Source organism: Flavobacterium sp. TN-1 (assembly GCF_052828645.1).
On record NZ_CM128253.1, the window covers coordinates 2733046 to 2747962 of the forward strand.

13 protein-coding genes are annotated in these 14917 nt (G+C 34.1%); 11 read left to right on the top strand and 2 right to left on the bottom strand.

Going from position 1 to position 14917, the window contains the following annotated elements:
- Window positions 1-15: 15 nt before the first annotated feature.
- Window positions 16-1026: a type I glyceraldehyde-3-phosphate dehydrogenase gene (gap, locus tag ACUXZJ_RS12360; protein WP_060383835.1), complete on the bottom strand. Its 1011-nt coding sequence runs from the start codon at window positions 1024-1026 to the stop codon at window positions 16-18.
- A 167-nt stretch (window positions 1027-1193) separates the two neighbouring features.
- Window positions 1194-2066 carry a lipoyl synthase gene (gene lipA, locus ACUXZJ_RS12365; protein WP_060382251.1) on the bottom strand — a complete coding sequence of 291 codons (873 nt, stop codon included), beginning with the start codon at window positions 2064-2066 and terminating at the stop codon, window positions 1194-1196.
- Window positions 2067-3086: 1020 nt separating this feature from the next.
- On the opposite strand from lipA, the gene ACUXZJ_RS12370 reads away from it, so the two are divergent.
- The 11 genes from ACUXZJ_RS12370 (at window position 3087) to trpA (ending at window position 14730) form a co-directional block, all read left to right on the top strand.
- Window positions 3087-3827: a DUF6261 family protein gene (locus tag ACUXZJ_RS12370; protein WP_063743892.1), complete on the top strand. Its 741-nt coding sequence runs from the start codon at window positions 3087-3089 to the stop codon at window positions 3825-3827.
- A gap of 512 nt (window positions 3828-4339) precedes the next feature.
- Window positions 4340-5098 carry a restriction endonuclease gene (locus ACUXZJ_RS12375; RefSeq protein WP_063743891.1) on the top strand — a complete coding sequence of 253 codons (759 nt, stop codon included), beginning with the start codon at window positions 4340-4342 and terminating at the stop codon, window positions 5096-5098.
- A gap of 163 nt (window positions 5099-5261) precedes the next feature.
- Window positions 5262-5780 (top strand): hypothetical protein, encoded by a 519-nt coding sequence (locus ACUXZJ_RS12380; RefSeq protein WP_063743890.1) that lies wholly within the window; start codon window positions 5262-5264, stop codon window positions 5778-5780.
- 93 nt (window positions 5781-5873) lie between these two features.
- The gene (locus ACUXZJ_RS12385) at window positions 5874-6932 is read left to right on the top strand and encodes a DUF2971 domain-containing protein (RefSeq protein ID WP_063743889.1); all 1059 of its coding nucleotides are present in this window, start codon (window positions 5874-5876) and stop codon (window positions 6930-6932) included.
- Window positions 6933-7405: 473 nt separating this feature from the next.
- Window positions 7406-8806, top strand: a complete 1401-nt coding sequence (locus ACUXZJ_RS12390) for an anthranilate synthase component I family protein (RefSeq protein WP_063743888.1) — start codon at window positions 7406-7408, stop codon at window positions 8804-8806.
- Between the two features lie 54 nt (window positions 8807-8860).
- On the top strand, window positions 8861-9475 hold the full coding sequence (locus ACUXZJ_RS12395; protein ID WP_446195145.1) for an anthranilate synthase component II: 615 nt from the start codon (window positions 8861-8863) through the stop codon (window positions 9473-9475).
- Between the two features lie 126 nt (window positions 9476-9601).
- Window positions 9602-10594 (top strand): anthranilate phosphoribosyltransferase, encoded by a 993-nt coding sequence (gene trpD / locus ACUXZJ_RS12400; protein ID WP_063743886.1) that lies wholly within the window; start codon window positions 9602-9604, stop codon window positions 10592-10594.
- Window positions 10595-10688: 94 nt separating this feature from the next.
- On the top strand, window positions 10689-11474 hold the full coding sequence (gene trpC / locus ACUXZJ_RS12405; RefSeq protein ID WP_063743885.1) for an indole-3-glycerol phosphate synthase TrpC: 786 nt from the start codon (window positions 10689-10691) through the stop codon (window positions 11472-11474).
- 148 nt (window positions 11475-11622) lie between these two features.
- Window positions 11623-12234: a phosphoribosylanthranilate isomerase gene (locus ACUXZJ_RS12410; RefSeq protein WP_081248792.1), complete on the top strand. Its 612-nt coding sequence runs from the start codon at window positions 11623-11625 to the stop codon at window positions 12232-12234.
- A gap of 339 nt (window positions 12235-12573) precedes the next feature.
- Window positions 12574-13773, top strand: a complete 1200-nt coding sequence (gene trpB / locus ACUXZJ_RS12415) for a tryptophan synthase subunit beta (RefSeq protein WP_063743884.1) — start codon at window positions 12574-12576, stop codon at window positions 13771-13773.
- A gap of 147 nt (window positions 13774-13920) precedes the next feature.
- Complete coding sequence (gene trpA / locus ACUXZJ_RS12420; RefSeq protein WP_235604482.1) at window positions 13921-14730, top strand: tryptophan synthase subunit alpha; 810 nt, start codon at window positions 13921-13923, stop codon at window positions 14728-14730.
- The last annotated feature ends 187 nt before the right edge of the window (window positions 14731-14917 follow it).

Here is a 14917-nt window from a genome sequence, read left to right on the forward strand (position 1 = left end):
ACTCCCTAAATATAATTATTTTTTAAAAATATATTCAATTAAATTAATAATTCTTGAAGAATATCCTATTTCATTATCATACCAACCTACAACTTTTACCATTTTATCTATAACAGATGTTAATTGTGCATCAAACAAACATGAATGGGAATTTCCTAAAATATCAACCGAAACAATAGGATCCTCTGTATAAGCCAAAATATTTTTTAATTCATTTTTTGAAGCATGAAGAAAAGCAGTATTAATTTCCTCTATACTAACTTCTCTTTTAACATTAAAAGTAATATCCGTAAGAGATCCATCTGGAACTGGAACTCTAATACCACACCCTCCTATTTTTCCTTCTAAATCTGGAAATATTTTAGTTAAAGCCTTTGCTGCTCCAGTAGTAGTAGGAACTATAGATTGAGAAGCTCCTCTCGCTCTGCGCAAATCTTTATGGGGTTGATCGTGCAAACTTTGATCCGTAGTAAACGAATGTACAGTAGTAATATAGGCTTGTTCAATACCGCACAATTCCTGTATTACTTTTATCATAGGAGCGGCGTTATTAGTCGTACAACTTGCATTGGATATAATAACTTCACTTCCATCTAAAATATCCTCATTTACCCCTAAAACAACCGTCTTAATTGTATCTACTTCAGCTGGCGCAGATAATATTACTTTTTGAGCTCCTGCCTTAATATGTGCATATATAGACTCGTATGTTTTAAATTTTCCTGTACTTTCAACAACAAAATCTATATTTAAATCTTTCCAAACTAAATTTTTTATTTCTTTTTCATGAAAAAAGATATACTCTCTTCCTTCTACAATGATAGATTTTTCATTATAAGACACATCAAAAGGCAGAACACCATGTATACTATCATATTTTAACAAATGGGCCATAGTTCTATTATCTGCAATATCATTAATAGCCACAACATCTATCTGAGGATGATTAAGCAATAATCTGAATAGATTTCTACCAATACGACCAAAACCATTAATCGCAATCCTTATTTTTGTTTCAAGTTTCAAATTCAAAAATTAAAGTTAATAAGTTTACCTAAAAAACACAATTTCATTATAAACCCTATCCTTTTAAGATAAAAACAAGTTAAATAGAACTTTTATCCTATTTTAAAATGATAAAATTATTTTTCTCAAGACAACCTTCTATTAATTAAATTTATATTCTAAAATCTTTATAAGATATGTTTTTCTGCGTGATAACTAGAACGTACCAATGCCCCACTTTCTACATGACGAAACCCTAATTCTTTTGCATACTTTTCATAATTAGCAAATTCTTCTGGTGTAATATAACGTTTTACAGGCAAATGCTTTTTACTAGGTTGTAAATATTGTCCAATCGTAATAATATCTACATTCTGATTACGAATATCTCGAATCGTTTCATAAACTTCTTCCTCTGTTTCTCCTAGACCTAACATTATTCCAGATTTAGTTCTACGAATACCTTGCTCTTTTAAATATTTTAAAACAGCTAAACTTCTATCATATTTAGCCTGTATACGCACTTCTCTTGTTAAACGACGAACCGTTTCCATATTATGCGAAACCACCTCGGGGTTAGCCTCTACAATCCTATCTATATTACGTTCAACACCTTGAAAATCGGGTATTAAAGTTTCTAGAGTCGTCTGTGGATTCATTCTGCGAATTGCTTTTATTGTTTCCGCCCAAATAATAGACCCCATATCTTTAATATCATCCCGATCAACACTTGTAATAACCGCATGTTTGATCTTCATAATTTTAATAGAACGCGCCACTTTTTCCGGCTCATCCCATTCAATATCTTCCGGACGTCCCGTTTTAACCCCACAAAAACCACAAGACCGTGTACAAACATTTCCTAAAATCATAAAAGTGGCTGTACCCTCACCCCAACACTCTCCCATATTAGGGCAACTTCCCGAAGTACAAATAGTATTTAATTTATACTTATCTACCAATCCTCTCAATTCCGTATATTTTTGACCAATAGGAAGTTTTACCTTAAGCCATTTGGGTTTTCCTGTAGGAAGTATATTTGAAGTATTTATTGTATCCATTCTTAATTTATTTCGCCACAAAGATAATCATTGTTTATAAATAATAAGATTCCGTTTTTATGTTAAAATAACGTAAAAAACTATACATTATTCTCCCATTTTAGAATTAGTCATTCATCAATTATATCCTCCTAACCTTCTCAATTCCTTTTTAAGTTACCAAGAAAAGATTTTAAGAAAAAGAATGGAAAAACGAATTAATTAACCTTAAACAAAATCATTATATATTAATTAAAGAAGACCACTTTAGCAATCAAATCCCATACTTAATTTAACAAATTCAAAAAAACATAAAATTTGATAACTCTTTCTACGAAATTAATCCTTAACACAACAAAACTAATCCAAACGAAAAAAATACACTCTCAATAAAAAATTCAACTCTTTTAGAAAAAAATTAGCCTTTTACCCTCTTTCTCTTGATCCTGAATTTAAACTGATTGATCAAATACTACAATCTAAAACATCACGTATTAGAACCGATCAAATACCACTTACAAACCACGATTTAAATGGCTTTAAAACCCTTTTAGAGAGACTGTACTAAACAAACAATGATATAGTTTAACACCCAACCTCTGAGAGACACAATAGCTAAAAACAAAGTAGTTATACATTTAAACTTTAAAATTTCCTCATAATACTTTTTTTAACCTTGAGACAGTCTCAAAAGTTCACAATCTTTTTCATTTCAACCAAAGGGAAAAATCACATAACGCTGATTATAAAACGCCTCCTTACATAGGAGTGACAAACTGCATGTCTATTAGACACTATCCAGAACTCAAGCAAAATTTACAAAAACAAACAACTAATAAACTAGCCACCCACTTGTTAACATTTTTAAACAAAATTTCCCGAAAGTTCAAACACCCCTGCAACAAGCTTTCGGGGCTTCCCGAAAACTTCCTGCACCCTCGCAACCACTTTTCGGGAACACCCGAAACCCCCAAACACCCTCGCAACCTCTTTTCGGAAAAAATAATTATATTGCAGTTAAAATTTTAAACAAACAAACTTATGATTAATGCTATCGACTTGGTTAAACTACGCAATGCCGAGTACCTTCAGTTCATGAAAGATTTTGTTACCATCGTAGAACGTAACGATCCTAACGCCCTAAATGTAACCGCTAAATTAGCGGATTTACAAACTAAAGTTGGCGAAATGGATACGCTGTTCAAAAAAATGCTGGCGAACGAAAACACCACTACCCTATTAAACATTGACAAAAGAAGAGACGATTGTATAAATGGTTTATTCTATGTGGTTCAAGGCTATGAATACCATTTTGAGGAAACCCTTCGAGTAGCCGCACAAAAATTAGCCACTAACCTTCGATTTTACGGTTCGGGGATCTCTCGATTAAACTACCAAGCCGAAACAGCTACCCTGACTAACATCATCAACGATTGGGAAACAAAACCAGAACTTATAGCTGCTCTTACTACCCTTAATTTGACAGCATGGAAAGACGAAATGAAAAAACAAAACAATGCGTTTAACACCGTGTATCTTGATAGAACTCAAGAATATGGCAATGCTACACCAGAAAATTTAATCAGCAAACGCAACGAAGCCAACACCGTGTACTATGCCTTAAGAGATCGTATTACAGCATTTCACACGCTAATTGAGGCACCTGCCATTTCACCTTACGCAACCTCTATTAATCAGCTCAATGCCTTGATTGATCAATATAACAATTTGATTGTGGGTAGAGCTAAATCAGTTGATCTAACGACAAGTACTCAAAATTAAACTCAATAGTAATACTACAAATTAGTCTATACACGAAATGCAACTTTAAGATAAGGTTGCATTTCGTATTTATTAACGGTCAATTGCTGGGATATTCAGCTTACCCCATTGAAAATTTAAAAATTGAAAAGACTTTAATTTTCAAAAATACCCACTCAAAAAAGCATTACCATTCAACTATGCTCCTACATATAGATACCTTTTTTATTCTCCCTTATTGCTAAACGATTATCGTCTTGGTAAATCGTATGTGCGGTGGCACTTCGCATTCGGTTGATGGTACAGATGAAGAGGAGTTTTGAGAATTTTTTTGAGTGATTAAAAAACTAATATGTTTTTAGTTTGGCTAAAATAGGCTTTATTGCTTCAACAACATAAAGACTGAATCAAATTTTAGTTTTTGTGACAATTGTTTATTAAAAAATGAGCTAGAGGTTTAGAATTATGAAACTTTTTTTAGGCAAACTATTATATATGTATATTTGGTATTTTAGAACAAATACTAAAAAACTATGGCAATAAGACAAATTTCAGAAGAAGAATTCCAACATTATAATCTTGAAAGTTTTCCAACCTTTATAGCTAAAGAAAAATTATGGTACTCAGATGACGATGCAAATATTATTGCAACAATTTTACTAGATAATTTTGATAAGGATTATAGTTATGTCATTCTAGGAAAAGATGAAGATGAAGTATATAGAGCTATTGATGTTGAGATTTCAATTGAAGAAGCTAATGATGCAATTAAAAATCTTTACTCTAAAATGGATAGCATCGCGATGACAGGTAAAATAGAAAAAATGATTTATGAATCAAACCTATTCATCCCTAAATCCCCAATAATAATTACTGAAATTGATGATACTGTGAAAAAATATTTCAAAAAATTTCCTGAAAAATTATACGAAATTAACCCACGGAAATTTGAAGAATTAATAGCTAGTATTTTTAATGATTATGGTTTCGATGTAGAATTAACAAAAGTCACTAGGGATGGTGGAAGGGATATTATTGCAAGTATAAAAAATCCAGTTTATAATCTACTTGCTTACATTGAGTGCAAAAGATTTGCTCCAGATAATAAAATTGATGTTGGAATAATTAGAAATGTTGCAGGTGTACATTATTTAAGAAAACCATCCAAAAGTATCATTGTCACAACCAGCTTCTTCACAAAGGATGCTCAAGAAGAGGCTAAATTAATTGAGAATCAACTTGAATTAAAAGATTACAATGATATTAAAATTTGGCTTCAAGATAAATATTAACTATACCAACTCTAACTATATTTTTGTCAATATGCGCTATAAGTCTAAATTAAATTTGATTTTAACAAGTACCAACTATCTATTTCTAAAAGAATTAAAAGATTCGCTAACTCAAATATTTTGCTAAGCAGGCGAGATATCTTTCAAAATTTTCAACAAAAAAATGGAAATAAAACAAACATTAGAAGAAAGAATCTATAATTGGCTAAAAATTGGTTTCCAACAACCAAGCGAAAGAATATCTGAATTATTTTATTTTGATAAGCGTGATAATCAGTTTTTTTCAATTCTAATTACTGATTATTTTCACTTTGATGAGGATTATAATATTCCCAAAAATGCAACTTCTAGCTACCCAGAAAATATTTTAAAATTACTTGCTGATAGAATGATGAGAATTGAAAATGATGACAAATCAATTATTTCATTGCCTAGAACAAATAAAGAAGAAATTACAAGCGACGAGTATCTAAAGAAAAAAATAGAAACCTTTTTAAATATAAATTCAATAGATATTAAGACTGCAACAATTTGGGATATTGACACTGTTGGAAGTGTAACCATTAATCTCAAAGACGATACTGAAAGTGCATCTAAAATCGATGAAAAAAATGGTGGAAATTTTGGAAATAAAATTATCAATCCCCGCTCTATTTTCGTTGAATTTAAGAGCCTAATATAATTTATAATCCTGAACAGCACAGACTTCATTGGACAAAATCCATTCACTAAATTCCTTCAACAGACTAATAACACTTTAAAAAAAACAAATCAAATGGAAAATAAAAAACTACCTTCGCCTTTAAATTTAGTCAAAGCAAAATTTACATTCGAAGAAAAAACAACTAATGTTACAATAGATATTTGTAAAAATGTAGCCTTCCCAGAAAAACTTTATAAATATTATTCTCTATCTGATTACACTTTAAAAGGTCTCAAAAACAGCACTATATATTTCTCGCACGCACATTTACTTAATGATGTTATGGATGGAAATTTTTCATTATGGAATATGGAAAATTTTATCATCCATCATCAAAAGATAACAGGTGAAGATAGAGAGAATACAATAGAAAGTGTTAAAAATTTAGTTAAGAAATTAACTAATAAGGTTCTTGAATGCAGAGGTGTTTTATCCCTTTCAGATACATACAAAAACGAACTTTTATGGATTCATTATACAAATGAAAGTGGGTATTGTTTAGAATTTGAAACTGATAATTTAAAAAAGAGTATAAATCAAAATAGAGAAGAAAATGATTGTTTATTCTTTCCCATAAGTTATGACAATTTAAAACAAAAAGATTTCTATGAATATATTGGTTACGAAAAAAAAGAAAACAAAATAAATTTCGAAGCAATTTTAGCTATCTTATATTGTTTTGCTCAAAAAGACAAATTTTGGGGATATGAAAACGAATGGCGTTTTTTACTCCGTGATAGAAAATTTAATTCAATTTCTTTCCCTACTGAAATAATCAATGATGATGAAAAATTAATTGAAGATGATAGAAAATCTGGAGGCAATATACAAATAAACAAAGATGCTATCTCAAAAGTAATTCTTGCTCCTTTATTCTTTAATAATTCGAGATTCAATAAATTAGAGATTATTGATACAAATATCTATATATATAATTTCAAGGATAACAATAATGGTAAATCAAGTAAAGAATTTTTAGAAATATTAAAAAATAGTTTCAATAATAAAATATATCAGGTTGACAAATTAGTTAAAAACGAACTTATAATTAGAGAACTTATTTACAAAATTGAAATTATCGATATTGGTAATAACTATATTAAACTTATCAAAACTCAAATACTCTCATAACCAAAAATCAATTTTAAAATTTAGTTAAACCTAACAGGTTTCAAAAACCTGTTAGGTCTTCTAAATAAATTTAACTACTCCTCAAACCCCTTCCTAATCTTCCTCCTCCATTTCTCACCTGTTACGACATATACTTCTCTTAAAAATCCGTAGCCACAGGTTTATTTAAAAACAGATTCCTTTGTCATATAAAATCATATATCGAAGGTGTCCTACAAGGAAACAAAAAAATTCAACACGCTTTTTTAAAATTTGTTTTGGATTTTAAAAAAATAATTCTATACATTTGCATTATACAAATAATTAGAATAAAAATGCAAAATAGTTTAAACAATACTTGGTGGTGGAACAACTTACGTCAGTCGTCGTGAGCAGTACCAGCTATGTAGTAGTTTAAAACCATAATATACTCCAAAAGGCTTGTCAATCACGACAAGCCTTTTTTTATTGTCAAAAATTAGAAAAAACAAAATATGAACAAAATACAATTACATACCACGTATAAGCAAATCCTTGCCGACACCATCACTCCGGTAAGCATTTACTTAAAACTAAGGGACAAATTCCCACACAGCATTTTGCTAGAAAGTAACGATTATCATACTAATGACAAGAGTTTTTCGTACATCTGTTGCAATCCCATTGCTTCGATTACGATTCAGAACGAGACTATAACCACTTCCTTTCCTGATGGTTCTTCTACTACCAAAAGTATCAGCCATAAAAAAGAAGTCTTGGATGCCATAGAAAGCTTCACTACAAGTTTTGAAGTAGAAAAATCCAATTTCAAATTTATAACCAACGGACTTTTTGGATTCACTACGTTTGATGCCGTGCGCTATTTCGAAAAAGTGGATATCCAAAAAAAACAAGGGGATTTAGCCATTCCCGATATGCATTATAGCGTTTATCAAAATATCATTGCTATCAATCACTTTAAAAACGAAGCCTATTTGTTTTGCCATACTACAAACGGACAGGATAATTTAGCCGAAATCGAGCAATACATACAATCGAAAACCTTTGCTTCTTATACTTTTGAGCGTGAAGGGCAAAGTACTTCTAACCTGACCGATGAAGCTTTTAAACAAAATGTCAGCTTAGGTAAGAAACATTGTGCCCGTGGCGATGTGTTCCAGTTGGTGTTGTCGCGTCGTTTTTCACAAAAATTCAAAGGAGACGAATTTAATGTGTATCGTGCTTTACGAAGCATCAACCCTTCTCCTTACCTATTTTATTTTGATTATGGTAATTTCAAAATTATGGGTTCGTCTCCTGAAGCTCAAATCATTATTCAAAACCGCAAAGCTGAAATCCATCCTATCGCAGGAACTTTCAAACGTACGGGTAATGATGAAAAGGATGCGCTTTTGGCAAAACAATTATCAGAAGACCCTAAAGAAAATAGCGAACACGTGATGTTGGTCGATTTAGCGCGCAACGATTTGAGTCGGAATGGTCATAATGTTCAAGTAGAAAAATACAGAGAAGTCCAATTCTTTTCGCACGTCATTCATTTGGTTTCTAAAGTAACTAGCGAATTACACGAGTCGGCAACGACGATGCAGGTAGTTGCTGATACCTTTCCAGCGGGAACGCTTTCAGGAGCGCCTAAACACAAAGCCTTACATTTAATCGAAGAAATTGAAAACACCAACCGTTCGTTTTACGGGGGTGCCATTGGGGTAATGGATTTTGAAGGAAATTTTAACCACGCCATAATGATTCGTACTTTTATTAGCAAAAATCACGAATTGCATTATCAAGCTGGTGCGGGTATTGTAAACGATTCGGTGGAAGAAAATGAAAACAACGAAGTGTTTAACAAATTAGGAGCGTTGAATAAAGCCTTAGAGTTAGCAGAAACAATTTAAAGCCTCCCAAACCCTCCAAAGGAGGGCTTAAGAGCAACTAAAAAAAATATAAAGATGAATACAACACATACAGCAGTTCCCCCTTCGGGGGCTAGGGGGCTAATAGCAGTCATAGACAATTACGATAGTTTTACCTACAACCTAGTACATTACCTAGAAGATTTAGATTGTGCGGTTACGGTGTATCGCAACGATGAATTTGAATTAGCCGAGCTAGAAAAGTTTGATAAAATCCTGCTTTCACCTGGTCCTGGGATTCCTGATGAGGCGGGCTTATTAAAACAAGTAATCGAAAAATATGCGCCTACCAAAAGTATTTTGGGAGTTTGCCTTGGGCAACAAGCCATAGGAGAAGTTTTTGGCGGACAGTTAACCAACCTAGAAAAGGTGTATCACGGGGTAGCCACAAAGGTCAAATTAACGAATCCGGATGAAAGGCTTTTTAGAAATTTACCATCGGAGTTTGAAGTGGGACGTTACCATTCGTGGGTGGTGGCTAATGAAAACTTCCCAGCGGTTTTGGAAGTAACTTCGGTGGATGCAAACGGACAAATTATGTCCTTAAAACATAAGTCTTACGATGTTCGTGGGGTGCAATACCATCCTGAAAGTGTACTAACTCCTTTGGGTAAAAAGATTTTAGAGAATTGGGTGAGTTGGCGTGGGTAGTTTATCTGAGCGATTTTGTCATTTCGACCAGAGGGAGAAATCACATAAAGTTAATAGATTATGAGACTCCTCCTACGTCGGAGTGACAAACTTGATGAAAAATTCATAAACAAAAATTCACACCTAATGAAATCAACACTTAATAAATTATTCCAACACGAAACGCTTTCGCAAGACGAGGCGTACCAAATATTAGTCAACATCTCACACGGACAATACAATCCGAGTCAGATTGCATCGTTCTTAACGGTTTTTATGATGCGCCCTATTACCATTGCTGAATTAGCAGGTTTCCGTCAAGCGTTATTAGATTTATGCATCGCAACCGATTTTTCGGCTTATGACACCATCGACCTTTGTGGAACGGGCGGCGATGGAAAAGATACATTTAATATTTCGACTTTAGCGTCTTTTATCACGGCAGGTACAGGTACCAAAGTGACTAAACACGGTAATTACGGACTTTCTTCTATTTCTGGATCGAGTAATGTAATGGAAAACCTTGGGGTTACATTCAGTAATGACAAAGGCTTTTTAGAAAAATGCTTGGAAGAAGCAAATATTTGTATTCTTCACGCACCGCTTTTCCACCCTGCTATGAAAGAAGTAGCACCTATCCGAAAGGAATTGGGTGTAAAAACCTTCTTTAATATGTTAGGTCCAATGGTAAATCCAAGTTTTCCTAAACATCAAATGGTGGGTGTTTTCAATTTAGAATTGGCTCGTATGTATGCTTATTTGTACCAAAATACCGAAACTAATTTTACCATTTTACACGATTTAGATGGTTATGATGAAGTATCGTTAACCAATGCGACCAAAGTTATTTCTCGTAATACCGAAAGAATCTTAAAACCTGAAGATTTTAGCGTAACCAAATTAAACGCTATCGATATTGCTGGCGGAACTACTGTACAAGAATCGGCTAATATTTTTATGAACATTCTTCAAGGTAACGGTACTACGGCTCAAAACAATGTGGTCTGTGCTAATGCTGGATTGGCTATTGCTACCGCTCAAAATTGCTCGGTACTCGACGGATTTGAACTAGCAAAAGAGAGCTTAATGAGTGGAAGGGCTTTGGAGAAGTTGGAGAAATTACAAAAATTAAGTAATTAGTGAAAAGTAAAAAGTGATTAGTCAGAGAGTTACTAAAAATGAACTAATCACAAAATACTATTCACTTATCACTTATCACTTATCACTAAAAACAATGAATATTCTAGATAAAATAATAGCAGATAAAAAAATAGAAGTTGGTCTTAAAAAATCGATTATTCCGGTGAGCCAATTGGAGCAATCGGTGTTATTTGGAGGTAAAACGACTTCGATGAGTAAAAATTTACGAAATAACTTTGTGGGTATTATCGCCGAACACAAACGTAGGTCGCCATCTAAAGCGGTTATCAATCAAAATCATAGTGTGAACACCGTGGTTACGGGGTATCAAAATGGTGGTGCTTCGGGGATTTCTGTGCTGACTGATGGAAAATACTTTGGAGGCTCTTTAGATGATTTACTATTAGCTAAAGCATCGACTTCGGTGCCTTTATTACGAAAAGAATTTATCGTGGATGAATACCAAATTCTTGAAGCGAAAGCTTATGGTGCCGATACCATTTTATTGATTGCTGCGGTTTTAACCCGAGAAGAAATCAAACAATTATCGGAATTTGCGCAATCATTGGCTTTAGAAGTTTTATTGGAGGTCCACAACCAAGAAGAATTGGAAAAATCGATTATGCCTAGTTTGGATATGATTGGCGTAAACAATCGTAATCTAAAAACCTTTGAAGTAAGTCTGAATTACAGTAAAGAACTCGCTCCTAAAATCCCAAATGAATTTGTCAAAGTTTCCGAAAGTGGAATTAGCGAACCTAGTTCTGTGATTGAACTCCAACAATATGGTTATCAAGGTTTTTTAATAGGTGAAAATTTCATAAAAACTGATAATCCAGAAGTGGCGTTAAAAGAATTTATAAATCAATGTAAACACTAATGTTTCAGTTACACAATGTCACACGAAGTTAAGCACAAAGTCACACAAGTTTTATAAACTTCGTGAAACTTAGTGTAAAACTTTGAGAAACTTTGAGAAACTTTGTGCCACAAAAAAATATATGTCAATAAAAATCAAAATATGCGGTATGAAATACCCTGTAAACATACAGGCGATTTCGAAACTAAAACCCGATTATTTAGGTTTTATTTTTTATGAAATGTCTCCAAGGCATTGCACAGGAAATATCCCTGAGATTCCCAATACCATCAAAAAAGTGGGCGTGTTTGTCAATGCTGATTTGGAAACCATCACAAAAAAGGTTGCAGATTACCAACTAGATGCTATCCAATTACACGGAAGCGAATCGGTAAAAATGTGTGCGGCTGTCCAAAAATTAGGCGTAGAAGTTTTTAAAGTATTTTCGGTGGATGATACTTTCGATTTTCAGCAAATTCTACCATATGAAGGTGTTTGTGATTATTTTTTATTTGATACCAAAGGGAAACACCACGGTGGTAACGGCTATACCTTCAACTGGAAAGTATTGGAAAACTATCCATCGGAAAAGCCTTTTATTTTAAGTGGAGGTATTGGATTAGAGGAAATAGATTCGGTTCAAGCATTTTTAAAAACCAATATCGGTCAAAAATGTTACGCCATAGACGTTAATAGTAAATTTGAAATTGACGCAGGGCTGAAAAATGTGGAGAAATGTAGGTTACTGATTGATGATTTAAGATTAACGAATTTTGAGTAAAGAGTAAAGAGTGAAGAGTGAAGAGTGAAGAGTAAAGAAGTGAAGAGTAAAGAAGTGAAGAGTAAAGAAGTAAAGAGTAAAGAAGTGAAGAGTAAAGAAGTGAAGAGTGAAGAGTAAAGAGTGAAGAGTAAAGAGTAAAGAGTAAAGAGTAAAGAGTAAAGAGTGAAGAGTGAAGAGTGAAGAGTAAAGAGTGAAGAGTAAAGAGTGAAGAGTAAAGAGTGAAGAGTAAAGAGTGAAGAGTAAAGAGTAAAGAGTAATAATTAATAAGCATCAAACTTTGTGAAACTTTGTGCCTAACTCTGTGTAACCAAAAAACTTGAAACAACTAAAAATAAAAAAATGAAATATACAGTAAACGAAAAAGGATTTTATGGTGATTTTGGAGGGGCTTTTATCCCAGAAATGCTGTATCCTAATGTGGAGCAGTTACGCCAACAGTACCTTGATATTATTGAAACGGAGAGTTTCCAGCAAGAATATCTACAATTATTAAAAGACTATGTGGGTCGCCCTACCCCTCTGTATTTTGCTAAAAATTTATCGGAGCAATATGGTACCAATATCTATTTAAAGCGAGAAGACTTATGCCATACAGGAGCACATAAAGTCAATAATACCATTGGCCAAATTTTATTAGCTAAACGATTAGGCAAACACCGCATCATCGCCGAAACGGGTGCTGGTCAACACGGAGTAGCAACTGCAACGGTTTGTGCCTTAATGGGTTTACAATGTATTGTGTATATGGGCGAAATAGACATCAAACGTCAGGCACCCAATGTTGCTCGTATGAAAATGCTTGGAGCGGAAGTCCGTCCTGCCACCTCAGGTTCAAAGACCTTAAAAGATGCGACTAATGAGGCTATTCGTGATTGGATTAACAATCCGCTTGATACCTTTTACATCATCGGATCTGTAGTAGGACCTCATCCCTACCCTGATATGGTAGCCCGTTTTCAGAGTATTATTTCGGAAGAAATTAGAAAACAATTACTCGAAAAAGAAGGTCGAGAAACCCCTGATTATGTCATTGCTTGTGTAGGTGGAGGAAGTAATGCCGCTGGCGCTTTTTATCATTTCCTAGACGATGAAAATGTCAATTTAATTGCTGTTGAAGCCGCAGGAAAAGGAATTTATTCAGGGGAAAGTGCCGCTACCTCCATATTAGGAAAAGAAGGCATTATCCACGGAAGCAAAACCCTATTAATGCAAACCGAAGACGGCCAAATTACAGAGCCCTATTCCATCTCGGCGGGATTAGATTACCCAGGTGTAGGTCCGTTACACGCCCACTTATTCAAAAGCGGACGCGCCACTTTTATGTCGGCTACCGATGACGAAGCGATGCAAGCAGGCCTTAACCTTTGTAAAAAAGAAGGCATCATTCCCGCAATTGAAAGTTCGCACGCTTTAGCCATTTTTGACTTAAAAAAATTCAAGAAAGAGGATATCGTAGTCATTAACCTTTCAGGAAGAGGTGATAAAGATTTGGAAACCTATATAAAGAGCCTCCCCAACCCCTCCAAAGGAGGGGCTTAACTGGACGCAATAGAAGTCCAAGAAGCCCCCTAACCCCCGAAGGGGAATGTAGGAACACATAAAAAGTATTAATAAAAACACTTTAAAGTTTAAGGTTTCAAGTTCCACGTTACCTAACCTTAAACTTGAAACTTGAAACAGAAAATTATGAATAGAATAAATAAACTTTTCACGTCAAAATTCAACGCAACAGCTAGCCCCTCCTTTGGAGGGGTTGGGGAGGCTTCTAGGGGACTTTTATCCCTGTACTTCACCGCTGGGTATCCTGCTTTAAACGACACCGTACACATTATCCAAGAACTAGAAAAAAACGGAGTCGATATGATTGAAATTGGATTACCATTTAGTGATCCCTTAGCCGATGGACCTACTATACAAGAAAGTTCGACGATTGCATTAGAAAACGGAATGACTTCTGTCCTACTTTTCGAGCAATTAAAAGACATCCGTCAAACGGTGCAAATTCCGTTATTGATTATGGGGTATTTGAATCCGATACTACAATTTGGAGTAGAAAAATTTTGTCAGCAATGCGCCCAAGTAGGCATCGACGGTTTAATTATCCCCGATTTACCTTTGGAGATATACCAACAAGAATATCAGGTTATTTTTGAGAAATACGACTTAAAAAATATCTTTTTAATCACTCCGCAAACCAGTGACGAACGTATTCGCCAGATCGATGCTGTTTCCAATAGTTTTATCTATATGGTCAGTACCGCAAGCGTTACAGGAAGTCAAACTGGCTTTGGCGACGAACAAATGGCGTATTTTGAACGAATCGCCCAAATGCAACTCAAGAACCCGCAGGTAATTGGCTTTGGAATTTCTGATGCTAAAACGTTCCAACATGCCACTACGCACCAACAGGGAGCTATTATAGGTAGTGCATTTATCAAACATTTAACCGCTAATGGTGTGGATGGTATTGGGGATTTTATTAAGAAAATACGATAATATAAAGCCTGAGATTTTCAGGCTTTTTTTTTATTTGCTATTACACGGAAATACTCAAAGAAGACACAGATATACTCAAAATTGCTCCATCCAGTTTGTCACTCCGAGGCAACGAGGAGTCTCATAATACTTTGACTAGCTGTTTAACCGCAAAGTTCGCAATTCCTATATGGGGGATATGAAAAGT

What these genes read in the sequence shown, in the direction of transcription:
- ACUXZJ_RS12370 (WP_063743892.1), top strand. Translation starts at nt 3,087, where the DNA reads ATGATTAATGCTATCGACTTGGTTAAACTACGCAATGCCGAGTACCTT.
- ACUXZJ_RS12380 (WP_063743890.1), top strand. Translation starts at nt 5,262, where the DNA reads ATGGAAATAAAACAAACATTAGAAGAAAGAATCTATAATTGGCTAAAA.
- ACUXZJ_RS12385 (WP_063743889.1), top strand. Translation starts at nt 5,874, where the DNA reads ATGGAAAATAAAAAACTACCTTCGCCTTTAAATTTAGTCAAAGCAAAA.
- trpA (WP_235604482.1), top strand. Translation starts at nt 13,921, where the DNA reads ATGAATAGAATAAATAAACTTTTCACGTCAAAATTCAACGCAACAGCT.
- ACUXZJ_RS12395 (WP_446195145.1), top strand. Translation starts at nt 8,861, where the DNA reads ATGAATACAACACATACAGCAGTTCCCCCTTCGGGGGCTAGGGGGCTA.
- trpD (WP_063743886.1), top strand. Translation starts at nt 9,602, where the DNA reads ATGAAATCAACACTTAATAAATTATTCCAACACGAAACGCTTTCGCAA.
- ACUXZJ_RS12390 (WP_063743888.1), top strand. Translation starts at nt 7,406, where the DNA reads ATGAACAAAATACAATTACATACCACGTATAAGCAAATCCTTGCCGAC.
- lipA (WP_060382251.1), bottom strand. Translation starts at nt 2,066, where the DNA reads ATGGATACAATAAATACTTCAAATATACTTCCTACAGGAAAACCCAAA.
- ACUXZJ_RS12375 (WP_063743891.1), top strand. Translation starts at nt 4,340, where the DNA reads ATGGCAATAAGACAAATTTCAGAAGAAGAATTCCAACATTATAATCTT.
- trpB (WP_063743884.1), top strand. Translation starts at nt 12,574, where the DNA reads ATGAAATATACAGTAAACGAAAAAGGATTTTATGGTGATTTTGGAGGG.
- trpC (WP_063743885.1), top strand. Translation starts at nt 10,689, where the DNA reads ATGAATATTCTAGATAAAATAATAGCAGATAAAAAAATAGAAGTTGGT.
- ACUXZJ_RS12410 (WP_081248792.1), top strand. Translation starts at nt 11,623, where the DNA reads ATGAAATACCCTGTAAACATACAGGCGATTTCGAAACTAAAACCCGAT.